Origin of the sequence: Chryseobacterium proteolyticum, from assembly GCF_046591535.1 — a bacterium.
GTDB lineage: Bacteria > Bacteroidota > Bacteroidia > Flavobacteriales > Weeksellaceae > Chryseobacterium > Chryseobacterium proteolyticum.
Window position 1 is genome coordinate 115,723 of record NZ_JBJLWK010000007.1, and the last position, 25,103, is coordinate 140,825.

14 protein-coding genes and 1 pseudogene are annotated in these 25,103 nt (G+C 37.1%); 14 read left to right on the plus strand and 1 reads right to left on the minus strand.

The genetic code is table 11. The annotated features are described in order from the left end of the window. Nucleotides 1-225 precede the first annotated feature (225 nt). The 9 genes and pseudogenes from ACJ5H0_RS21745 to ACJ5H0_RS21785 all read left to right on the plus strand — a co-directional run bounded on the left by ACJ5H0_RS21745 (nucleotide 226) and on the right by ACJ5H0_RS21785 (nucleotide 9,295). Nucleotides 226-937: pseudogene (locus tag ACJ5H0_RS21745) on the plus strand (ComEC/Rec2 family competence protein). A gap of 537 nt (nucleotides 938-1,474) precedes the next feature. After that, nucleotides 1,475-2,137 (plus strand): succinate dehydrogenase cytochrome b subunit, encoded by a 663-nt coding sequence (locus tag ACJ5H0_RS21750; RefSeq protein ID WP_172280751.1) that lies wholly within the window; start codon nucleotides 1,475-1,477, stop codon nucleotides 2,135-2,137. Nucleotides 2,138-2,152: 15 nt separating this feature from the next. Beyond that, nucleotides 2,153-4,165 carry a fumarate reductase/succinate dehydrogenase flavoprotein subunit gene (locus ACJ5H0_RS21755; RefSeq protein WP_172280749.1) on the plus strand — a complete coding sequence of 671 codons (2,013 nt, stop codon included), beginning with the start codon at nucleotides 2,153-2,155 and terminating at the stop codon, nucleotides 4,163-4,165. Between the two features lie 28 nt (nucleotides 4,166-4,193). After that, the gene (locus ACJ5H0_RS21760) at nucleotides 4,194-4,958 is read left to right on the plus strand and encodes a succinate dehydrogenase/fumarate reductase iron-sulfur subunit (protein ID WP_411251999.1); all 765 of its coding nucleotides are present in this window, start codon (nucleotides 4,194-4,196) and stop codon (nucleotides 4,956-4,958) included. 137 nt (nucleotides 4,959-5,095) lie between these two features. Further along, nucleotides 5,096-5,965, plus strand: coding sequence for a hypothetical protein (locus ACJ5H0_RS21765; protein ID WP_411252001.1), 870 nt, complete (start codon nucleotides 5,096-5,098; stop codon nucleotides 5,963-5,965). Continuing rightward, nucleotides 5,952-6,638 (plus strand): TlpA family protein disulfide reductase, encoded by a 687-nt coding sequence (locus tag ACJ5H0_RS21770; protein ID WP_411252003.1) that lies wholly within the window; start codon nucleotides 5,952-5,954, stop codon nucleotides 6,636-6,638. The genes ACJ5H0_RS21765 and ACJ5H0_RS21770 overlap by 14 nt, the downstream gene beginning before the upstream one ends. 115 nt (nucleotides 6,639-6,753) lie before the next feature. Beyond that, complete coding sequence (rlmD, locus tag ACJ5H0_RS21775; RefSeq protein ID WP_273649648.1) at nucleotides 6,754-8,160, plus strand: 23S rRNA (uracil(1939)-C(5))-methyltransferase RlmD; 1,407 nt, start codon at nucleotides 6,754-6,756, stop codon at nucleotides 8,158-8,160. A 29-nt stretch (nucleotides 8,161-8,189) separates the two neighbouring features. Then, the gene (locus ACJ5H0_RS21780) at nucleotides 8,190-8,669 is read left to right on the plus strand and encodes a DUF6452 family protein (RefSeq protein ID WP_172280742.1); all 480 of its coding nucleotides are present in this window, start codon (nucleotides 8,190-8,192) and stop codon (nucleotides 8,667-8,669) included. 77 nt (nucleotides 8,670-8,746) lie between these two features. Next, a complete protein-coding gene (locus tag ACJ5H0_RS21785) occupies nucleotides 8,747-9,295 on the plus strand; it encodes a DUF6048 family protein (RefSeq protein WP_411252007.1) in 549 nt (182 codons plus the stop codon). A gap of 30 nt (nucleotides 9,296-9,325) precedes the next feature. Here ACJ5H0_RS21785 and ACJ5H0_RS21790 read toward each other — a convergent pair whose 3' ends face one another. Further along, nucleotides 9,326-9,502: a hypothetical protein gene (locus ACJ5H0_RS21790; RefSeq protein WP_411252010.1), complete on the minus strand. Its 177-nt coding sequence runs from the start codon at nucleotides 9,500-9,502 to the stop codon at nucleotides 9,326-9,328. A 357-nt stretch (nucleotides 9,503-9,859) separates the two neighbouring features. Here ACJ5H0_RS21790 and ACJ5H0_RS21795 point away from each other — a divergent pair, with 357 nt between their 5' ends. The 5 genes from ACJ5H0_RS21795 to ACJ5H0_RS21815 all read left to right on the plus strand — a co-directional run bounded on the left by ACJ5H0_RS21795 (nucleotide 9,860) and on the right by ACJ5H0_RS21815 (nucleotide 25,081). Continuing rightward, nucleotides 9,860-11,878: a M43 family zinc metalloprotease gene (locus ACJ5H0_RS21795; protein WP_172280736.1), complete on the plus strand. Its 2,019-nt coding sequence runs from the start codon at nucleotides 9,860-9,862 to the stop codon at nucleotides 11,876-11,878. A gap of 276 nt (nucleotides 11,879-12,154) precedes the next feature. Further along, complete coding sequence (locus tag ACJ5H0_RS21800) at nucleotides 12,155-15,073, plus strand: reprolysin-like metallopeptidase (protein ID WP_411252014.1); 2,919 nt, start codon at nucleotides 12,155-12,157, stop codon at nucleotides 15,071-15,073. Nucleotides 15,074-15,434: 361 nt separating this feature from the next. Continuing rightward, nucleotides 15,435-16,019 carry a hypothetical protein gene (locus tag ACJ5H0_RS21805; protein WP_411252015.1) on the plus strand — a complete coding sequence of 195 codons (585 nt, stop codon included), beginning with the start codon at nucleotides 15,435-15,437 and terminating at the stop codon, nucleotides 16,017-16,019. Then, entirely contained in the window at nucleotides 15,967-18,456 is a 2,490-nt protein-coding gene (locus tag ACJ5H0_RS21810; RefSeq protein WP_411252018.1) for a reprolysin-like metallopeptidase, read from the plus strand. The genes ACJ5H0_RS21805 and ACJ5H0_RS21810 overlap by 53 nt, the downstream gene beginning before the upstream one ends. A gap of 169 nt (nucleotides 18,457-18,625) precedes the next feature. Then, nucleotides 18,626-25,081 (plus strand): GEVED domain-containing protein, encoded by a 6,456-nt coding sequence (locus tag ACJ5H0_RS21815; RefSeq protein ID WP_411252020.1) that lies wholly within the window; start codon nucleotides 18,626-18,628, stop codon nucleotides 25,079-25,081. Nucleotides 25,082-25,103: the final 22 nt, after the last annotated feature.

Genomic DNA, 25,103 nt, shown 5'->3' on the forward strand with positions numbered 1-25,103 from the left:
GTATATGATTTTCAATTTAATTATTCCGGTTACCTTAATCGCAAAAATATAAGGTACCAGATGTACCTATCGGAAGAACTGTTATCCGTTGCCAGAAACGATATGAGTTTAAAGGAATCTATTCGGCAGAGAAGGCTTGAAGTTTTGCAAAAAATTGACGGAATAAATATCTCTCCTAAAAACAGGGAGTTTTTAAAGGGAATTATCCTTGCTGATCGAACGGAAATGGATTCATCGGTAATACAGGATTTCAGCAAATCAGGATTGGTGCATTTTCTTGCCATTTCGGGAACGCATATAATGGTGGTTTTTGGTCTGTTTTATTTTATTTTCAGAATGATCCTTCCTTTGAAATTCAGGAAATATACAGTAATACTGAGTTTAATATTTATATGGATGTTTGCTTTGTTTATTGGATTTGGAAATTCTGTTCTGCGGGCATGTATTATGCTTACTGTTTATTTTATCTATGTTTTACTCCAGAGAAAACCAGATGTACTGCATTCTGTAGCTTTGTCCGCTTTTATCATTTTATTTATGGATTCCCAACAGTTATTTACCATTGGATTTCAATTAAGCTTTATAGCTGTCATAGGAATATTCTGGTTGAATCAGCCATTGTTAAAATGCTTTCCAAAGCAGGATAGCTATTTTAAAAAAATTGCTTTTCAATACGATATCTGTTTCTGTTTCTGCTCAGCTTGCAACAATTCCTTTAGTTTTATACTACTTTCATCAGTTTTCATTTATTTCCATTGTTGCTAATTTCATCGTGATACCCTTTTCAGAGCTTATTATTATATACTCTTTTGTTATTGCAGCTTTAGCTGCATTTAATATAGATTTTAATTTGATCAACCAAGGATATGATATCATGATTAACGGACTGCTTACAAGTATCCGTTGGTTTGCTGATTTTAATACTCTTTTTTTTTGAAAATATTCCGATGAATCTTGTTGAAGTCTTTATTTTATCTGTGTCTGTCTATTGGTTGAGGTTTGTTATACTGAAATTCAATTTTGAAAACAGGATGATACTGACTTGTTTTATTCTTTTGTTTTTTATTGCAAGAGCTATCTTTACGATTGTAGAAAATCAAAAGGATGAGGTTTTAATACACGATTCAGAAAAAAATAAAGTGCTTTCAATTAAATATGGCAATAAAGCCTTGTTTTGGATATCAGACTCCACTGACAGGGAGAAAATTATTAAATATATGGTTAATCCTTATTGTACTTCACGAAGAATAAAAAGTGCTGAATTAAAAAGTCTGGACGTAACAAGGAAAAAGATTATTTACAGGGGTAAGATTTATGAGATAAATTGATGCTTGTCATTCTCTGATTTTCGCTTATTTATTAAGCTTTTACAATCTTATTTAGAAAGATTACAAACTGGCTAATAGTGAGATTTCTCACTTTTCAGTATTGTTAACATTTCCTAATTTTGTAGAAATTCAAATTTAAACTTAATATGGCAGGTTTAACGAGTTCTACAATAGGTAGAAAATATGCTATGGCATTATCAGCTATGTTTTTGCTGATTTTTCTTATACTGCATTTAACAACAAATTTATTATCTGTTATAAATCGAGATGCATTCAATACAGCGTCCGATTTTATGGGGTATAATCCTTTTGTTCAATTCTTAATGCAACCTATTCTTGGTTTCGCAGTACTTTTCCATTTTATTATGGGATTTGTTTTGGAAGTTAAGAATAATAAAGCGCGTCCGATTAAATATGATTCCAACAATGCTTCTGCGAATTCTACATGGATGTCCAGAAACATGATCATTTCCGGAGCTGTTATATTAGCTTTTTTAGCGCTTCACTTTTATGATTTCTGGATTCACGAAATCAATTATAAGTACGTAGAAGTGCTTGCACCTGATGCAGAGCGTTTCTGGCCGGAATTGCATGAAAAATTTGCAGATATCTGGAGAGTAGCTTTATATGTAATCTCATTTGTTTTATTGGGACTACACCTTGCTCACGGATTCCAATCTTCTTTTCAGTCAATTGGAGCAAGACATCCAAAATATACTCCGGTAATTAAAGCGATAGGAACATGGTATTCAATCCTTATTCCTTTTGGATTTATTTTCATCGCGATTTATCATTTTATAACTCAATAATATCACTATACTAGTATGAGTAAATTAGATTCAAAAATTCCAGCAGGTCCTCTTAAGGATAAATGGAAGCATCATAAAGACCATATGAACCTTGTTGCACCAAACAACAGAGACAAGATTGATATTATTGTTGTAGGTACTGGTTTGGCCGGAGGTTCTGCAGCTGCTACTTTAGCAGAGCAGGGATATAATGTAAAGGCATTCTGCTACCAGGATTCTCCAAGAAGAGCACACTCTATTGCAGCGCAGGGAGGTATTAACGCAGCTAAGAATTATCAGGGTGATGGTGACTCTACCTATAGATTATTCTATGACACTATTAAAGGGGGTGACTACAGAGCAAGAGAGGCTAATGTATACAGATTGGCTGAAGTATCTGCCAATATCATTGACCAGTGTGTTTCTCAAGGAGTACCTTTCGGGAGAGATTACGGTGGTCAGTTAGACAACCGTTCATTTGGTGGTGTTCAGGTAAAAAGAACATTTTATGCAAAAGGGCAAACAGGACAACAGTTATTGTTAGGTGCTTATTCTGCAATGAGCCGTCAGATCGGTAAAGGTAGAATCAAAATGTACAACCGACATGAGATGCTGGACCTTGTTATTGTAGACGGAAAAGCCAGAGGTATTATTGCCAGAAATCTTGTAACCGGAGAAATTGAAAGACATTCTGCTCACGCAGTGGTTATTGCATCTGGAGGATACGGAAATGTTTATTTCCTTTCCACTAATGCAATGGGTTCAAACGTTTCCGCAGCATGGAAAATTCATAAGAAAGGAGCGTATTTCGCAAACCCTTGTTATGTACAGATCCACCCGACGTGTATTCCTGTTCATGGAACACAACAGTCTAAATTAACTTTGATGTCCGAATCTTTGAGAAACTCAGGAAGAATCTGGGTTCCTAAAAAGATAGAGGATTCTGTTGCAATCAGAGAAGGTAAATTAAGACCTGAAAATATAAAAGAAGAAGACAGAGATTATTATTTAGAAAGAAGATATCCTGCATTTGGTAACTTAGTACCTAGAGACGTTGCTTCTAGAGCTGCTAAAGAAAGATGTGATGCTGGCTACGGAATCGAAAATAATGATACCAAAGAAGGTGTTTATCTTGATTTCTCTACAGAGATCATGAAGAAAGGTAGAGAAGCAGCAATTGAAAAGCATATTCATAATCCTACAGATCAGCAGCTTTATGATTTAGGAAAAAAATGGGTGGAGGAAAAATACGGTAACCTATTCGTTATGTACGAAAAAATTACCGCAGATGATCCTTATAAGACACCGATGAAAATTTATCCTGCGGTACACTATACAATGGGGGGAATCTGGGTAGATTATAATCTTCAGTCAACAATTCCTGGATGTTTCGTAATTGGTGAGGCTAATTTCTCTGATCACGGAGCAAACAGACTCGGAGCATCAGCATTAATGCAAGGTCTTGCGGACGGATATTTCGTTCTTCCTTATACCATTGCAGATTATCTTTCTGCTGATATCAGAACAGGAGCTATTCCTACGAATACAGGAGCATTTGAAGAAGCTGAAAAAGGAATTAAAGAGAAAATAGATTTCTTCTTAAATAATAAAGGAACCCACTCTGTAGACCATTTCCACAAGCAACTAGGAAACATTATGTGGAACAAAGTAGGAATGGGAAGGACTCCTGAAGGTTTAAGAGAAGCGATAAAAGAAATTGAAGAAGTAAGAAACGATTTCTGGAAAAATGTAAAGGTTCCGGGAGAAGGAGAAGGAATGAATACTGAGCTTGAAAAAGCTTTCAGAGTAGCTGATTTCTTAGAGCTTGGACAGTTAATGGCTATCGATGCATTACATAGAAACGAATCTTGTGGAGGACATTTCCGTGAAGATCACTCAACTCCGGATGGAGAGGCTGAAAGAGATGACGTAAACTACAAATACGTTGGAGCCTGGGAATATCAGGGAGCAGATATCAATAATGAAATTCTGCATAAAGAAGACCTGATATATGAAAACATTGAGGTTAAAACTAGAAGCTACAAATAATCTCCAACCTATAAATATAAAATTATGAGTGCAAAAAAAAGGCTTACATCTTACGCTGAAAATTTGGAGACAAAAAAATAATAAAACCAAAGGTCAGTTTGAGACCTATAAAATATCGGATGTATCAACAGATTCTTCATTCTTAGAAATGTTGGATATCCTTAATGAGAATTTAATTAACGAAGGAAAAGAACCGATCGCATTCGATCACGATTGCCGTGAAGGAATCTGCGGAATGTGTTCTCTTTATATCAATGGTAGAGCGCATGGACCTGATACAGGTATCACAACTTGCCAGCTTCACATGAGAATGTTCAAAGACGGTGAAACAATCGTTATTGAGCCATGGAGAAGTGCTGCTTTCCCGGTAATTAAAGACTTAATGGTAGACAGAAGTGCATTTGACAGAGTAATGGCTGCAGGTGGATTTATTTCTGTGAATACTTCAGGAAACACATTGGATGCTAACGCAATCCTTGTTCCTAAGGATGATGCGGACAAAGCAATGGATGCTGCAGCATGTATTGGTTGCGGAGCTTGTGTTGCTACATGTAAAAATGGTTCTGCGATGTTATTTGTTGGAGCTAAAGTTTCTCAGTTTGCCTTGCTTCCTCAGGGTAGAGTTGAGGCGAAAAGAAGAGTTCTTAACATGGTGCAGGCTATGGATGAAGAAGGATTTGGTAACTGTTCAAATACAGGTGCTTGTGAAGTAGAATGTCCTAAAGGAATTTCTCTGGAAAACATTGCAAGAATGAACAGAGAATATATGGCAGCACTGGTAGATAAAGGATAACACCAGCTAAAGTAAATAGAAAAAATCGTCTCCTTATAGGATGGCGATTTTTTTAGTTAAATCTTTCATAAAAAGTACTATTAAATTGTATTTAGTAATACTGAAAAACCTATTTTTGTTTAATTATAAAAATCAAAATGAAAAAATATCTTTTATTGTTTATCATTGCAATATTTGTAATGTCTTGCTCTAAAAAAGTTGAAGTAAAAGGAAAAATCACAGGTGGATCTCCATTGGAGAGAATAGAGTTCATTGAAGCTTCAGGAGTTGCTACATTACCGTTGGCAAACATTGGAGTGAAAAATGACGGAACATTCTCAGGGAGCTTTGAGGCTCCAAAAAACGGAATGTATCTTATTTCCTACGCCGGAAAACAAAATCTTGTATATCTAAAAGGAGGGCAAACACTTAACATTTCAGGTAGTGGAATGAATTTTCCGAATGATTATGTAATTACAGGTGATGCAAAAAAGAATAATGATTTCTTCACGGCAACTCAAAAATATCTTACCAATTACGCTCAAACAGTTAATATGAATGAGCTGATGATGAAAGATGAAAAGGGGTTTCTTCAGGGAATTCAGAAAGTTGAAAAGGATATCAATAATAATATTGAGGAAAACGTTAAAAAATTTAGTCCTGACAGCGAGGTAGTGAATTGGAAGAAGAATGATCTTTCCAGCACTTTGTTGTCCATCATCAATCAGTATGAAATGAGACAAGGTCAAACGCCTGGAAATCCATCTTTTAAAGCCAGTAAGACTTTCACTGATTATGAAAATAAACTTCAGGAAAATAAGGATGTTATGATAAAGGAGAATCCTTACTACAGACAATACTTATTGGCTAAAATGAGTCCTGATTTTCAAAAATATGCTGAAGCCAACAGCAAAAATAAAACAGACATCACTACTTCTGAATTATTTGCCCAGTATTTAAAAACAAAAAAAAGATATTTCTCAAACTACGAAAGACTATCTATTAGCATTTGTTATGGCTCAGTCTGATATCCATCCTGGATCACCGGCAAAGGTGACGGATAAAATCAAGAAGATTATTGATGAGGATATCAAAGATGCAACCATTAAAAACGACCTTAATAAGATTCAGATAGCTGTAAATGGGGTTAAAATCGGAGAAGTAGCGCCAGATGCCTCTTTAATAAAGCAAGATGGAAAATCCTATAAGCTTTCTGAAAATAAAGGAAAACCTTATATGCTGTTTTTCTATGCTTCATGGAATCCGTATATCAGTGAAGCTGCTGTACCGGTACTAAAAGAAGTTGTTAATTTCTATAAATCAAAAATGAATTTTGTATTTGTAAATGTTGACGATACAAAAGATCAGTTTGTAAAAACAAGCAATTCTTTATTGAAAGGAATTCCGGGAACGAATGTTTATGGTGATGGGGGACTGAACTCTGATATTGCTAAAAAATACGGTGTTTATGGATTCAAGTTACCTTGTTTTGTAATTATTGATAAAGACGGTAAAATTGCCAGCAGATCTTTTGTAAATCTTGGAGAGCCTGAATTGGTAACGATACTGGATAAATTAACCGGACTTTCTGCGCCAAAAGTTAATCCGAATGTACAATTACAGCCTGGTTTGGGAGCTGATCCTTCTGCTCAGCAAGTAAATCCGCAACCTGCGAATCCTCAACCGGCTCCAACAAAATAGTAAACTTTAACATACATGAAAAACCTTGTCCTAGGATAAGGTTTTTTTTATTGTATTTTTGCAAAATGAAACCGTAAGGTTACATTAGAACAGATAGAAAAAATAGAAATTACGGATGAAAAAGAAGAAGAATATTATTCTTGAAAATATAAGATTAATAGCAGCCGGAGCAAAAGGAGTTGCCATAGGTAGAACGGAAGAAGGCAAAACGGTATTGGTTTCAGGAGCTATTCCGGGAGATGTGGTAAATGCAAGGGTGAAGAAATCGAAGTCTAAGTATTACGAAGCAGAGGCTGTAGAAGTTGTGGAAAGTTCTCCGTACAGAGTAGATCCAAAGTGTATTCATTTTGGTACTTGTGGAGGATGCAAGTGGCAAAATATGAGCTATGAAAAGCAACTGGATTTTAAACAGGAAGAGGTATATAATAATATTAAGAGAATAGGAGGAATAGAGAACTTTGAAACGTTGCCAATTCTGGGTGCTGAAGAGCAATATTATTATAGAAATAAAATGGAGTTTTCTTTTTCCAATGCAAGATGGCTTACTCAGTACGAAATCAGTTCCGAAGAAAATTTTGGAAATAAAGATGCTTTAGGATTTCATATTCCGGGAATGTGGAGCAAGATTTTAGACCTGAAAGAATGTTTTCTTCAAGAAGACCCGTCCAATGCAATTCGTTTAGCCGTAAAAAATTATGCTGTTGAAAATGGTTTGGACTTTTTTGATGTAAAAAATCAGGAAGGTTTTTTAAGAACTCTGATGATGAGGCAGAATTCCCAGGGAGAATGGATGGTCTTGTTTCAGTTATACAGGGAAGAAACTGAAAACAGAGAGAAGCTTTTTGAATTTTTATTGAGTCAGTTTCCACAGATCAAAACATTGGTGTATGCAATTAATCCAAAACAAAATGATTCGATTTACGATTTGGATATTAATGTTTACTCCGGAGAAGGATTTTTAATGGAAGAGATGGATGGGCTGAAATTTAAAATCGGGCCTAAATCTTTTTTTCAAACCAACTATAAGCAGGCATTAGAGTTATATAGAAAGACATTGGAATTTGCAGATCTGAAAGGAGATGAAGTAGTTTATGATCTCTATACGGGAACAGGTACTATTGCACAGTATGTGGCCAGAAAGGCGAAGCAGGTGATAGGTATAGAATCTGTTCAGGAGGCTATTGATGCAGCTATTGAACATGCTGAACTCAATGGTCTTACGAATTGTACATTCTATTGTGGGGATATGAAGAATGTCTTTAATGATGAATTTCTCGAAAATCATCCAAAGGCGGATGTGTTGATTACTGATCCTCCGAGAGACGGAATGCATCAGAAAGTGGTAGAACAAATATTAAAGCTTTCCCCTGAAAAAGTGGTTTATGTAAGCTGTAATTCAGCTACCCAGGCAAGAGATCTTGCGTTGATGAAAGATCAATATAAGGTTGTTAAGATATTACCTGTGGATATGTTTCCGCAAACCCACCATGTGGAGAATATTGCATTGCTGATAAAGAAATAATTTACCTAAATTTGAGTTTAAATATTATTATGAAATATTTTAAATTTCTCTTATTAACCCTGATGTTGGGAATGCTTTGCTCCTGTGGCGGAGATGATGATATCTGTGAGAGTGGTGAAGGTACGCCACGAATTAAAATTGCTTTTAAAAATGCAGATAATGACAAAATCATAACATTAGACTCTCTTTACGTAGCCGTAGATTATGGAAACGGAAAAGTGCAGTTGGGAAAACAGCAAAAAATAAGTTCAAGACTCATTCCATTAAGGGTTGACGACTCCCCTTATACAGACGTATATTTCCGGTTAGCGGACAAAGGGACTGAGTCAAAGGTAAGGATAAGTTATACCACTAAATCTACATATGTATCTCCCGGATGTGGATTGAAAAAAACATATGAAAACCTGAACTCTGATTCACCAACACCGAGCAATCCGGTAAAGAAAGTTGAAATAGGACAAAATAATATAGAGAATGAAGACAAAACTAATCTTTACCTTCTTTTTTAGCATAAACCTGCTTGGATTTGCTCAGCAAAAAAAGCCTGTGGAAAAAAAAAGAAAAATGGAAATATGAACCAAATTTTATGGTTGGTTTGGATCTTCTCAATGCTGGGAGTGCCTTTTTTTCGGATAGAAAACTCTACCAAGGTTTTATATCTTCCAAAATAAACGGAAATGTACATGCAATTGCAGAAGCTGGTTTTGAAAAAAATGTATACCAGAAAAACGGATATGACGCTAAAGTGACTGGGCCATTTGTTAAGCTGGGAGCTTTTTACATGTTAGCCCAGGATCCGGAGAATGAATTTAATGGTTTTTATGCCGGAGGAAAGGCAGCAGGATCATTTTATACTCAGGAGTATATGGCTGTGCCTGTCCGGGGGTTTGGAGGTAGTAATTCTTCTGTAGCTTTTCCGTCTTCTACCCAATCTTCTTATTGGCTTGAAGGAGTGATAGGAGGAAGAGTACAGTTATTTGAATCTAATTTTTATATTGATGTCAACCTTCAGCCTAAATATATGGTATTTACAACCAAACAAGATGATATACAGCCCATGATCGTCCCTGGATTTGGAAGGAGTTCGTCCAAATTCAATATGGGGTTCTCCTGGAATATAGCCTATAAATTTTAAAAATATCTGAACCTGAAGTTTTCTTCAGGTTTATTTTTTTAGCAGCAGATAAAGAGCTTCCAGTTCTTTTGGAGGTGCTCCGGCATCGAATCCGGAAGATTGATAAGTTTTTCCCTTATGGGTAATAATGATTACTGAAGATAAAGCACTATCCGAAAAGCGACCTGTTGTTGGAGCGGTATAGGAAGATAGTTTATCCAGATTCAATGAACTGGTTTGTTTTACAATACTTGTCCATTGAGTATCATTTGATTTTGTGATCTTTGATTCTCCATTCAGATACGTTACTATAGAATCTGAGGTAAAAGTTATTTTTCTATCGGTACCTCGCGTTTGCTCTGTTAATTCAATTTTTTCCAGATCGTTTTTCTGATTATTCTTTATAACATGCTTGTTTTCTGTGCTTTTTTGAGAGTGACAACTTCCAATAATAGTTGTTGTTATTGAGAATAATAATATGATAATGTTTTTTCATTTTGTATTTTTTTATTTTATTTATTTTAAATATAGTTAAATATATTAATCTAAACTGATATATTTGCGAATCTTATAGAAATTTATAGAATGAAAAAATCTACTACTTTGAAATTTCTTTTTTTATTACCTCTATTTGCTACGGTTGCTTTAAGCGCTCAGAGCAAAAATGGAGCTGTTAAAAAGAAAGCGGACTTTGTAAGCAAATCTTCTGAAGAACTTACACAATCGCATGGTTTTGAAAGATGCTCTACAGTAGAGTATGAGAACTATTTGCAGGCAAAATTCCCTGGCAGAATGAATGCTGACCAATTTGAAGCATGGTTGGCTCCATTGGTTCAAAATGCTAAAGCTAATAAATCCCAAAATGGTAATATCATTACAATTCCTGTTGTGGTGCATGTTATCCATAATGGTCAGAATCTGGGAGTTGCTCCTAATATAGTTGATGAGCAGGTTATTTCTCAAATTACCGTAATGAATAACGATTACCGTAGACTTGCGGGAACTCCTGGTTTTAATAATAATGCAGTGGGGGCAGACGTGCAAATCCAGTTTGCTTTGGCTAAGGTAGATCCAAATGGAAATCCTACGAATGGTATTGATAGAATTAACTTATGTCAGGCTTCATGGGCAAGAGCTGATATCGAAACTTTTGTAAAGCCTGCAACTATTTGGGATCCTACCAAATACATGAATATGTGGAGTGTGAAATTTAGTGATAATACATTGTTAGGATATGCGCAGTTCCCTTCTTCGTCAGGACTACCTGGCTTGAATGTACAGGGAGGTGAAGCTTATTCAGATGGTGTTGTGGCTAATTATGCAACATTTGGGAGCAGCGATTATAATGTAAATAATACATTCCTTCTTGGGGCCCCTTATGATAAAGGGAGAACGATGACACATGAAGTAGGGCATTTCTTAGGTCTAAGACATATCTGGGGGGATGCAAATTGTGGTGATGATTTCTGTGCAGATACTCCTACAGCTCATACATCCAATTATACTTGTAATCCTGCAATCGCAAGTTGTACCAATCCTTCTGTATTCGAAATGGTTCAGAACTATATGGATTATACGAATGATACCTGTATGAATATCTTTACAATCAATCAAAAAGATAGAATTACTGCCGTAATGAATAATTCTCCAAGAAGAATGGAGCTGAAGACTTCAATTGCAGATCAGCCAATTCCTTTATTTCCAAATGATGCAGAAGTAAAGCTTGAAAGAGAATGTGCTACAGCAACCTGTGCTACTACAGCAGCTCAAAATCCAAAAATATCTTTATATAATAGAGGAACAAGCCCATTAACATCTGCGGTAATTACTTACTCTGTAAATGGTAATTCGAAAACATACAACTGGTCGGGAAATCTTGCTCAAGATAAATACCAGATAATTACACTACCAATGGATGCTAATGTATTAGGTGGCCAAATGAATATCAATGTAACATCAGTAAATGGTACTACGGATCAAAGAGCATCTAACAGTAATATCACAGTAAATTATCTGGGAGCTGTAGTTAGAGCTGACGCTAATGTTGTATTTAATCTTCAGTTGGATCAATATGGTTCTGAAACAAGCTGGACTTTAAAGAATAGCTCAGGGGCTACTGTGGAGAGTGGAGGTCCTTATACTGATTCATCAACGGGAGCTCTTCCTGCCCTGAAGACATTTAACTGGACCTTAAGTCCTGATGAGTGTTATACATTAACAGTTAATGATGAATTTGGTGATGGATTCTATCCGTATGGAGGATATTACAATATTAAGTCTTTATCAGGAACAACCCTTCTTTCCGGATCTCATTTTGCTTCAACGCAAAGCAGATCTTTAAAAGTACAGGTATTGGGAACATCAGAATCTAACATTAAAAACAGTGGAATTCAAGTGTACCCTAATCCGGTAAATGATGTATTGAACATTACTAAAGTTTCCAATAAAGCCAATTTTGAAATTCATAATGCTGTTGGGCAACTTGTAAAGAGTGGTACTATAACCAACAATCAGATAAGAGTAGCTGAATTGGTGAAAGGGGCGTATGTCATTTCAATAAAAGATAATGCTGTTTCAGAAAGCATTAAGTTTATTAAAAAATAGATTCAATAGAACAATAGAAAATACCTCAGTTTACTGAGGTATTTTTTTTTACTTATAATTTGACAATTGCTTTTGTGAATTATGATTTCCAATTGCTTTATAGGACTGATTTTATTATGGATTGAATAGTTTATTAAAAATTCAATAATATCCTGATATTTTCATTTAATAGTTTATAAGTATAAATAATTTTTTGATTTTATTGATGTTTTGTAGTATAAATATGTATTGGTTTCATATTTTTGTTTAACCAAATTTTTAAAAAGATATTAATTTATGAAAAAACTATTTTCTACTTTATTTTGTAGTTTAATTGGGGTTTCAGCTTTTGCGCAATGGACTCCAACTAAATTTGAAAGAAGTGACAAACTTGAATCCACTAATGTGAGAAATTACTATAAGCTGGATCTCGAGAAAATTAAAACACAACTTAGAGGTGCTCAGGAAATGGGTACTAATTCTAAACCGGTAGAGATTTTACTGCCTACTTTGAAAGGAAAGATCGAAAGATTTGCGGTGTATAGTTTCCCTGTAATGACAAAAGAATTTGCAGAGCAATACCAGCTGGGGTCTTATGTTGGGGTAAGCATGGATGATCCGGGTAAATATTTAAGATTTTCTGTGGCTCCTAATGATTTTCAGGCGATGATTATACAGGATGGGCAATACGAATTCATTGATGCTGTAAATGCTGATAAAACAGTATATGGTGTACATCCGAAAACAAAAAAAGAGGGAGCTTTTGTTTGTTCAACAAAAGAAAGTGCTGTTTCTCAGCAACAGATTAAAGAATTGTTGAAGGAAGGGAAATCCTTTGCCCATCAGCCTACTTCATTCTCTAAATCTTCTGATAAGAAATACAGAACGATGAGATTGGCTATGTCTGTGACCGGAGAATATACTCAGTATTTCGGAGGGGTTCCTCAGGCGCTTGCCCAGATTAATGCAACAATGACAAGGGTAAATGGTGTTTTTGAAAAAGATTTTGCTTTGCATTTAAATGTATTAAGTTATCCTGTTCTTATCTATGCAGATCCTGCAACAGACCCATATTCTCCTGCAGCTCAGATGGGGAACTGGAATTTACAGCTTCAAAATACACTGACTTCGGTGGTAGGCAATGCTAATTATGATATCGGACACTTATTTGGTGCTTCCGGAGGAGGAGGAAATGCAGGATGTATAGGATGTGTTTGTATAGATCCTACAACGGCAGAACCGGAAGGTAAAGGTTCCGGAATTACTTCACCTGCTAATAATGTTCCGCAGGGAGATTCTTTTGATATTGATTATGTTGCTCACGAAATGGGGCATCAGTTAGGTGGAAATCATACATTCTCTCACGGTCTTGAAGGAACGGGTGTCAATGTAGAACCAGGTTCAGGGACCACTATTATGGGGTATGCGGGGATTACAGGTCCGAATACTGATGTTCAGCCTCATTCTGATGCATATTTTCATATTGCCACAATCAAACAGGTGCAGGCTAATTTAATAGCTAAAACCTGTGATGTGGAAACTACGGTTGCTAACAACCCTCCAGTAATTACAGCTTTACCTACATATAATATTCCTAAAGGGACAGCATTTGTTTTAACAGCTTCTGCTACAGATGCTGAAAATGATCCTTTAACATATACCTGGGAAGAAATGGATAATGCAAGTGTTACCATTAATAAGAATAATCTAGGGACTACTACTACCGGAGCTTCATTCAGATCTGTAGTTCCTACGACAAGTCCTACAAGATATTTCCCTAAATTATCCTCGGTGTTATCAGGGGTTCTTAATAACTCAAATAACCAATGGGAATCTGTTTCCATGGTGCCAAGAACAACGAAATTTACAGTAACGGTAAGAGATAATAACCCTGCGGCTAATCAGCAGCAGACGCAATACGCCGATCAAACGATTATCGTGGGTAATACCGGTCCGTTTAAGGTTAATACTTTGTATCTTAACGGTGGCGGAGCTTCATCTTTAGAATGGGATGCTGCCAATACGACTGCGGCTCCTTATAGTGTTGCCAATGTGAAGATTGATTATACAACTGATAACGGGGCTACATGGACAGTGCTTGCTGCCACTACACCAAATGACGGTTCAGAAAACGTTACTTTACCTTCTGCTCTGAACGGACAAACTATTAAATTAAGAATTTCAGCAATAGGAAACGTTTTTTATGCCGTTAAATCAATCATGGTTACTACTCTTGCTCCTTGTACGAGTGCGGCACCAATTAATATTGTTGTTTCTAATATTACAGCAAATTCTGCGGATGTTGCGTGGCAGCCAGTTGTTGGAGCTACATATAAGCTTCGTTACAAGAAGGTGTCTGAAACAGTATGGACATCGGTGGATGTAACTACTCCTTATACTACATTGAATGGTTTGATAGATGGTACAGCTTATGAAGTACAGGTGGCTACTGTTTGTAGTGGTACAACAGGAACTTATTCAGCATCCATAAACTTCACAACACAAAATTTAGCATATTGTACTTCTTCTGCAAATGATTCTACATATGAGTATATTTCTAATGTAACGGTTGCTAATATAAACAATTCGTCTCTGGCAAGTTCTTATACCAACTATACAACTAACCCTGCTTTACAGATCAATTTGGTTAAAGGCAGTACTTATCCGATTTCTGTAACTATAGGTGATCCTGATACTGATGCAGTTGCAGCATGGATAGATTATAACAGAAATGGAGCGTTTGAAGACTCTGAAAAGGTTCTTAATTTCCCAGTAGCTGCTATATCTGCTCCTGTTACCGGATCATTTACAGTTCCACAGTCTGCGGTAACAGGCCAGGCTTTAAGAATGAGGGTTATCCTTCGTTATTCAACAAGTGCCGGGGCTTCATTGGGGGCGGCTAATACCTGCGGAACTTTTTCTTATGGAGAAGTTGAAGATTACAATGTGATGGTAACATCTAATCTCGGAACTTCAGAATCTTACGTCAAAAATGAAGGGATCCAGATCTATCCTAATCCGGCGAATGATGTGTTGAATATTACTAAGGTTTCCAACAAGGCAAATTTTGAGATTCACAATGCGGTTGGACAGCTTGTGAAAAGCGGTGTAATTACCAATAACCAGGTAAGGGTAGCTGAATTATTGAAAGGAGCTTATATCATTTCAATAAAAGATAATACTATTTCAGAAAGTCTCAAGTTTATAAAAAAATAAATAATGAAAGGTGATTTTTATTTTTGAATATTATTAATAATAATCACTGAATTTGTTTAATTAATTTTATATTAAAATATTTAACCCCTATATTTTACAGTATAGGGGTTTTTGTATGGATGTTGGTTTTTTATGATTACCTGGTGATATAAAAGTCTTTTGTGTTAATTGTTGTTAAAATGATGTGTTTTGTATTTTTTTAAATATGATTTTTTATCTTTAAAAAATATGTTATTTTTTAACTAATTAGTTAGTCTTTTAGTTGTATTGAGTTTATCTGTATATTTATTGTGTTTTATGTAAAATATCTCTTCTATATTTTATATTTTTGTTAAATGTGAATTTAAAAATATATTAATTTATGAAGAAATTACTTACTATTTTGTTTTGCAGTTTAGTCGGTGGTTCTGCCGTTGCACAATGGACGCCAGCTGCTGCTAAACTAGATAACAAAAAAAGAGGTGGTGATGTAAAGGCTGTGGCTGTTGCATCTTATTTCAAATTGGATTTGAACCAATTAAGATCTCAATTGAAAAACGCGCAGGAAGCTGGGCGTAATGCTAAACCGGTTGTTGTTTCTATTCCGACACTGGATGGTAAGATTAAAAACTTTAATGTTTATAGTTTTCCTGTTGTGGTGAAAGAGCTTGCTGATCAATATGAATTAGGCTCATATGTAGGAACAGCAGTTGATGATCCTTCACAAAGTATCCGATTTTCTGTTGCTCCAAATGATTTCCAATCGATGTTATTCAATAATGGAAGTTATGAATTTGTAGAACCTGTAGACAAATCAACAGGATTATACTATGTGCATCCTAAAACAGCAAAAACAGGAGATAAAGCATTTGTATGTAGTACAGCAGAAGCTCCATCTTCCGTAAAGCAAATCGATGAATTGCTTAAAAAAAGGCAAATCTGCATCAAGTCAGTTAGGCTTTACTAATAAAAGTTATGATAAGAAGTATAGAACACTAAGATTAGCAATGTCTGTTACAGGAGAGTATACCCAGTATTTTGGAGGAGTACCTCAGGCTCTTGCGCAAATTAATGCTACGATAACAAGAGTAAACTTTGTTTTTGAAAAAGATTTTGCTTTGCATTTAAATGTATTAAATTATCCGGCGCTTATTTATGCCGATCCTACGTCGGATCCATATGCTACAGTAACAAATGCCAATCAACCTCCATCTTCATGGAATACGTCTCTTAGAGATATACTGGCAACTAATGTTGGACAGGCTAATTATGATATAGGACATTTATTTGGCGCTTCCGGAGGAGGAGGAAATGCTGGTTGTATTGGTTGCGTTTGCCTTAACCCTGTAGGGACTACTTATGATCCTGTAGCGGGTTATGGGAAGGGGTCTGGTATTACTTCTCCTTTAACAGGGAGTGTAAATCCTAGTGCAGCAGCTCCGCCATCAGGGGATACGTTTGATATAGATTTTGTTGCTCACGAAATGGGACATCAATTAGGGGCAACTCATACCTTTGCTCATTCTTTAGAGAGTGCAGGAACAAATATGGAGCCAGGGTCAGGGTCTACCATTATGGGATATGCTGGTATCACCGGAGCTACTACTGATGTTCAGCCGCATTCTGATCCATATTTCCATATTGTAAGTATTGACCAGATTAATGAAAACCTGATTGATAAAACTTGTGATGTAGAAACTACAATTACCAATAATCCTCCTGTGATTGCAGATATGCCGGATTATAACATCCCTAAAGGAACTGCATTTGTATTAACGGCTTCTGCTACGGATGCAGAAAACGATCCTATGACGTATGCATGGGAAGAAATTGATAATGCCTCCGTTGAGATAGATAAAGATAACCTTGGGACAACAAGTAGTGGTGCCACTTTCAGATCTGTGAATCCAACCACAAGCCCAACCCGTTATTTTCCTAAATTAGAATCTGTATTAAATGGATATTTAGATAATAGCAATAATACATGGGAATCAGTTTCACAAGTTGCAAGAACTACTAATTTTGCCGTAACCGTAAGAGATAATAATACTAATCCTGCTCAACAACAATCAGATTATAATATTCAAACAGTTGTTGTTGGGAACAATGGTCCATTTAAGGTTAATACACAATATGCCAACGTCAATACTCCTACACCAATAGAGTGGGATGTTGCAGGTACTACAGCAGCTCCTTACAGTGTAGCAAACGTTAAAATTGATTATACAACAAATAACGGGACAACATGGACTGTGCTTTCTGCCTCAACACCTAATGACGGATCAGAATCTTATACGTTCCCGACTTCATTGAACGGGCAGGTGATTAAATTGAGAATTTCTGCTATCGGAAATATTTTCTATGCTGTGAAGCCTATTACTGTTGAAGCTTTTGCTCCTTGTGATGGTACGGCTCCTACCGGAATTACTACAAGTAATATTACAATTAACGGAGCAACGATCAGCTGGACTCCGGTAGCTAATGCAACATATAATATCCGTTATAGAAAAGTAGGGCAGGCTGTTTGGCAACAAACAACTTCTACTTCTCCAATAGTAACATTAACAGGATTAACAGATGGAACAGCTTACGAAGTGCAGATATCTGCAGTTTGTTCTGGAACTCCAGGTGCATATTCAGCTTCGACAAACTTTACCACTTCAGCTGTAACTTACTGTACTTCATCAAGTACAAGTGGACAAGTTAATTATATTTCCAATGTAACGTTGGGAACAGTAAATAATACTACTGTAGGAAGTTCATACTCAAACTTTACCACTAATGCTGCATTACAACCTACTTTGTTGCCTAATAGTACGAATTCAATAAGTGTTTCCGTTACTACAACAATCAGTGGTGCTTCAGTTAATGGTATGGCTGCATGGATTGATTATAATAAGAATGGGGTTTTTGAAGCTAATGAAAGAGTTTTAAATATGCCTGTGGTAGCATTACCGGTTGGAGCTACAGTTAAGACAGGAAACTTTACGGTGCCTGCAAGTGCTATGACTAATACTCCTTTAAGAATGAGAGTTGTTACTGTTCTGATAAATCCTGCAGGTATAGGCGCTACTATTCCAGATTCTTTTGCATGTGGAGGTTTCCCGAACGGAGAAGTTGAGGATTATAATGTGATCATTGCTTCTAATTTAGGAACTTCTGATACTGCTATTAAAAATGATGGTATCCAGATATATCCTAATCCGGCAAGTGATGTGTTAAACATTACTAAAGTTTCTGATAAAGCTGCATATAAAATTTATAGTGCTGCGGGTCAGTTGGTAGACAGCGGGAATATCAATGGTGGAAAAATTAATGTTTCTGCTTTGATCAAAGGTGGCTATGTAATTACAATTGATGACAAAGGAAAAGATGTATTTACTTCCAAATTCATTAAAAAGTAAGATATTATTTTTATCAATAAAAAATCCTCAGGTAATCCTGGGGATTTTTTTATTTTGAACTTATAAAATATATTATTGTGAAATTTGTATAAAAAAAATGATTGTAGCCACAAATTAATAATGAAAAATGATTAGATTTGTGTAATTAATATAATATATTGAGAAGCTTATGAAGAAAATTTTTACTTCTTTCTTTCTTCTCTGTCTGTTTGTGGTCACCAGTGCACAATGGAGCCCGACATCTTTCAGAGGAGATAAAATCAGAGGAAGTTCTGAAATTAAGAACTATTACTCTCTAGACATTCCCTTATTAAAATCCCAACTGGCCAATGCACAGGAGACGGGCAAGAATGCCCGACCCGTAACAATTTCATTGCCAACCATGGATGGGAAAATTGAAAGGTTTGCCGTTTACAGCTTTCCGGTTGTTGTAAAAGAACTGGCAGACGAGTATCAACTTGGATCTTATGTCGGAGTCGGAATCGATGATCCGGGTAAGTATCTGAGGTTCAGTTTGGCGCCGAATGATTTTCAGTCTATGATCATCAAAAACGGGATCGCTGAATTTGTAGAACCTTTAAATAGAGAAAAGACAGTTTACGGTGTGCATCCGAAAACTGATAAGAGCAAAGAAGGTTTTCTATGCTCCATGAATGAAAGCCTTTTGGATAAGGAAGAGATCAACAAACTTTATCAGAAGGGATCTGCATTTAGCAATCAGACCACTAATTTTGCGAAGTCTTCAGATAAGAAGTACAGAACAATGAGATTGGTAATGTCTGTAACAGGAGAGTATACCCAGTTCCATGGAGGAACAGTTCCTGGGGCGATGGCGGCTATTAATGCAACGCTTACCCGGGTAAATGGTGTATTTGAAAAAGATTTTGCTTTACACTTAAATTTACAGAACTTTCCGGGTGTAATTTATACCAACCCGGCAACCGACCCCTATTCTCCGGCTGCTGCAGGAGCTGGAGGTGCATGGAATCTAGAATTGCAAAATACTTTAACGGCTAATGTAGGTAATGCCAATTACGATATAGGGCATTTATTTGGTGCTTCCGGAGGTGGAGGTAATGCAGGATGTATCGGATGCGTTTGCGTAGATCCAACTACAGGAGTTCCGAAAGGAAAAGGATCCGGATATACATCGCCAGCAGATGGGATTCCACAAGGAGATAATTTTGATATTGATTATGTTGCCCATGAAATGGGTCATCAGTTAGGAGCAAACCATACATTTTCTCACGGTCTTGAAGGAACAGGGGTGAATATGGAACCCGGTTCTGGATCCACAATTATGGGGTATGCAGGAATTACCGGAGCTAATACCGATGTTCAGCCTCACTCAGATGATTATTTTCATATCGCCAGTATCAAGCAGGTACAGGCTAACCTAATTTCTAAAACCTGTGATGTTGAAACTACAGTTGCCAACAATCCACCTGTGATTTCTGCATTACCAACTTATAATATTCCTAAAGGAACAGCATTCGTATTAACAGCTTCTGCCACCGATGCGGAAAATGATCCAATGACCTATACCTGGGAAGAAGTGGATAATGCAAGCGTTACTATTAACAAGAATAATTTAGGAACAACAACTTCAGGTGCAACCTTTAGATCGGTATTGCCAACGACAAGTCCAACTAGATATTTTCCTAAATTATCTTCTGTGCTTGCCGGAGTTCTTAACAATTCGAATAATGGATGGGAATCTGTTTCTAATGTTGCGAGAACAACCAAATTCTCTGTAACAGTAAGAGATAATAGTCCCATTGCGAATCAACAGCAGACACAGTTTGCTGAACAAACAATTATCGTAGGTAGTGCAGGACCTTTTAAGGTTACAACAGCAACAGCTTATAATAACGGACCAAGCACTGTAACCTGGGATGTGGTAAATACCACAGCTGCTCCTTATAGTGTTGCTAATGTTAAAATAGATTACACTACGGACAATGGAGTTACCTGGAATGTTTTGGCGCCATCTACTCCTAATGATGGAAGTGAAAGCTTAACTTTTGGAGCTTTAACATTAGGGTCTACCGTGAAAATCAGAGTAAGTGCGATCGGAAATGTATTTTATGCCATTGGCAGTGCTACAGTAGCGAGTTTAGCTGCATGTACTGGAGCTGCGCCGACTGGTATTACAGTTTCTGCAGTTACTCAGACTCAGGCTACTGTTTCCTGGGCAGCTTCTGCCGGAGCAACTTACGTTGTTCAGTATCGTCCTGTTGGAAGCACAACATGGATTACAGTAAATGCTACGACCAATACTACAGTATTAACAGGGCTTACGGATGGAATTCAATACGAAGTTCAGGTTGCTAATGTATGTTCAGGAACGCAGGGTACTTTCTCTGCCTCTGTTAACTTTACAACACCGGGACTAAACTACTGTCAGATGCAGTCAAGCAATTCTAATGATGAGTATATTGCTAATGTTACAGTAACACCTACGGGAGCTGCCGTAATGAGTAATACTTCTTTAGGAACTACCTATACTGATTACACGACGACACCAAGTGCTTTGGTAAATCTTGTAATCGGGTCTGCTAACAATACAATTTCTGTTTCGAAAGGGTGGACGGGTAGTACATATAGTGAAGCTGTGAATGTATGGATTGACTTTAACCGAAACGGAATTTTTGAAACAAATGAACAGGTAATGACTTCTCCGGCAAGTACAACTACACCGGTTACAGCTACATTCCCAGTTCCTGCCAATGCATATAATGGACCTTCTACAACAAGAATGAGAGTGGCTCTAAGCTTTAGCTCTCCTTCTGTGATGTGTCAGAACTTTACTTATGGAGAAGTAGAAGATTATGCTGTGAAATTAATTCAGCCTATACCTTGTACAAGTAATGCTCCATTGAATTTAAGCGTAACAAATATTACGGCTACATCAGCTTACGTAATGTGGGATCCAGCTGTAGGAGCAACCTATATACTTGAATACAGAGCTGTTGGCGCAACCGCATGGATACCTGTTCCATTAACAACCAGTGCTTATACGATTACAGGTTTAACAGAATCTTCACAGTATGAAGTTCGTGTGGCATATATTTGTTCCGGGACTACTGGAACATTTACAGCTCCTGTTCAGTTCAGTACTCCGGCGGTTAACTACTGTACAGTAACAGGTAACAGTACCAACGGATATATTTCAAATGTTAAGATGACTCCGACCAATTCATATATTATGAATAATGATTCCGGAGCAAACTCTTATACGGATTATTCCGTCGATCCAACTAAATTGATTACGTTAGTACGTGGATCTGCAAATAATGCAATTTCTGTGAGCAAATCATGGATCACACCAAGTACATTCCCTCCATCTCTGGCTGTCGGAGCATGGATCGATTTTAACAGAAACGGAATTTTTGAAAACAATGAAAGGGTAATCAACAGTACAACGAGTACTACAACTCCGATTACGGCAACATATACGGTTCCAAACACATCGTATAATGGTCCGCTTACCCTTAGAATGAGAGTCATCATTTCTTCATCAAATATCAATGATCCATGTGTCAATGTTACTAATGGTGAAGTAGAGGATTATGCTGTTAAAATTGTAGACCTACAACCATGTTCTACCGCTGCGCCTTCGCCAATTTCTGTAACAGGTGTTAGTGCATCTACTGCGACGGTTTCCTGGTTAAACTCTACAGGTGCTACTTATGTATTAAGATATAAGGCTACAGCAGCAGCAGCCTGGACAACAGTTAATCCTGTTCCGGCGCCTGGAAATACCTATACGATCCTTAACTTAAATGCAACCACTGCTTATGAAGTGCAGGTGGCAACCATTTGTGGAGGAACTCAGGGACCTTGGTCTACATCTGTGAATTTCACAACACTGGCCGTTAGTTACTGTAACTCCGGTACTGCGACTGTAGGTGACGGATATATTAATAATGTAACCGTTACTCCAACGAATTCGATTATGATGATCAATAATTCTGGAGCAACGACGTATACAGATTATTCTACTGACCCTACTAAACTTATTACATTTGTTCGCGGTTCTACCGGAAATAATATTTCTATTGGTAGAGTGATCTTATCAAGTACGTATGCTACATCAGTATGGATTGATTATAACGGAGACGGCGTGTTTGATAATGGTACGGAGAGAGTAATGAATCTTGGATATTCCAGTACTACTCCTGTGACTGCTACTTTCGCGGTTCCTGCTAATGCATATACAGGAACGAACATTGTCAAAATGCGTGTTATCGTATACTATAATACAATTGATAATGCATGTCAGAACTTAACAAGTAATGGTGAAGTAGAAGATTATGCAGTTAAATTTGTAGACATTCAACCATGTACGACAGCTCCTCCAAGCAATATTACAGTGTCCAACATTACTGCGACTACTGCTAATGTTTCCTGGTTAGCATCTACGGGGGCTACTTATGTATTAAGATGGAGATTAGGGGCTACAGGAGCATGGACAACAATTGATCCTGTACTTGCACCTGGAAATAGCTACACGATTACTGGGCTTACCGAATTAACCGGATATCAGGTACAGGTTGCCACAAGATGTAGTGGTACATTAGGTGCCTTCTCTGCTTCAATTCCATTTACAACGACTGCTATCAGTTATTGTAACATGACAGGAACAGGAACCAACGATTATATAGCTAATGTAACAGTGACTTCCGTAAATCCGGGAATTGCTCCAATGAGTAATACCTCATTACAGACAAACTATATCAGTTATACTACACCAGCTACGTTGATTAACCTTGAGCTTGGCTCAACGGGAAATAAAATCGCCGTAACTAAAGGATGGGCAGGAGCAACCAACAGTGATGCTGTAAGTGCCTGGATCGACTTTAACCGAAATGGGGTATTCGAGACAAATGAACAAATCATGGCAGTAGCTTCCAATTCAACAAGTACTGTTAATGCATTGTTCAATGTTCCGTCTACTGCATACAGCGGACCTCTTACAACAACAATGAGAGTGGTGCTAAAACGTTCCAGTTCTCCTGTAATGTGTCAGGTAGCTGTGAATGGTGAAGTGGAAGATTATGCAGTGAGAATAAGACCATGTGCAACAGGTACACCAACAAACCTTGCGTTTAATACGATTACCCATACTTCAGCAATAGTAAACTGGACTGGTGTAACCAATGGGCTTACCTATATTTTACAGTACAGACCTTTGGGATCTACTGCGTGGACGAGTATTAACGTTTCTACTCTTCTTGGTAACCCTCCAATTCAGTTAACAGGTTTAACTCCTGCTACTACTTATGAGGTGCAGGTTGCTGCAAGCTGTGGTACAACACCAGGTACATTTACCGCGATTAAAACATTCTCTACCAGATGTGATCCTACGCCTCCTACTGTAACAATCAGTAACGTAACAACAAACTCTGCATTAGTAACATGGGCACCAATTGCGCCAAGTTCAACGTATGTATTAAGATACAGAGTCGTGGGAACAACCACGTGGGTGGATGTAACTGTGCCGGTAACACCTGGGAACTCTTATCAGTTGACAGGATTAAGCCCTTACACTACTTATGAGGTTCAGGTGGCTAACAAGTGTGTGGGTGAGACTACAATCAATCCATATTCAAATCCTAAAGTATTTACTACAGAAAGGACATGTGAATTACCACCTCCGGGCTTAACCATCACTAACCTGACTCCTACAACAGCTGTTGTCGTTTGGGATCCATTCCCGGGAGCTACTTATATCTTAAGATACAGAAAAGTAGGTATTCCGAGCTGGACAACGGTTCCGGTGGCTACCAATACACTTACCCTTACGGGATTAACAGAGCTGACGAAATACGAATTACAGGTTGCTAATATTTGTAGCGGTACTCCTGGTACGTATACACAACCATACTTCTTTACAACACCTACCGTTATTTATTGTCAGATGTCGTCTGGAAGTTCAGTGAGTGAATACATTTCAAACGTTACGGTAAAACCTACTGGTAAACCGCAAATGTCAAATGATTCAAATGCACAGAATTATTCAGACTTTACCGGAGATCCTACCAAGTTTATCGAATTGATTCAGGGATCTACTGGTAATGAGATTTCAATTGCTAAATCATGGACAGGAACAACGAATAATGAAGGTATTGCTGTATGGATAGATTTCGACAGAAGTGGAACATTTGATCCTAATGAAAGAATCCTTGTGTCTTCGCCTAACTCAACAACCCCTGTTAAAGGAACGTTCAGTGTACCGGCGGATGCATTCATCAGCATGACGGATTTTAAATATGTTGTGATGAGAGTTGCCATGCAGAAAGATGCGATTCCTGTGAATTGTGTAAGTTTTGCAAACGGAGAAGTTGAAGATTATACCGTAAGAATTTCTAAGCAGGCAGTACCTAATCCTGTTAACCAGACTGAAATTCTGATCTATCCTAATCCGGTAAGCAGCATATTGTATGTGAAAAATATTAGCAAGAAAGCTAATTATAAGCTATACAACGCAGCAGGTCAGCTTGTTTCCGGAGGAATTATCCTCAATAATAAGATTGATGTAAGCGGATTGATAAATGGAGTATATGTTATCGATATCGATGATGTTCAGGGCACAGCTCAAAAGAAGTTTATCAAAGAATAATTAAATTATTTACTATTAAAAA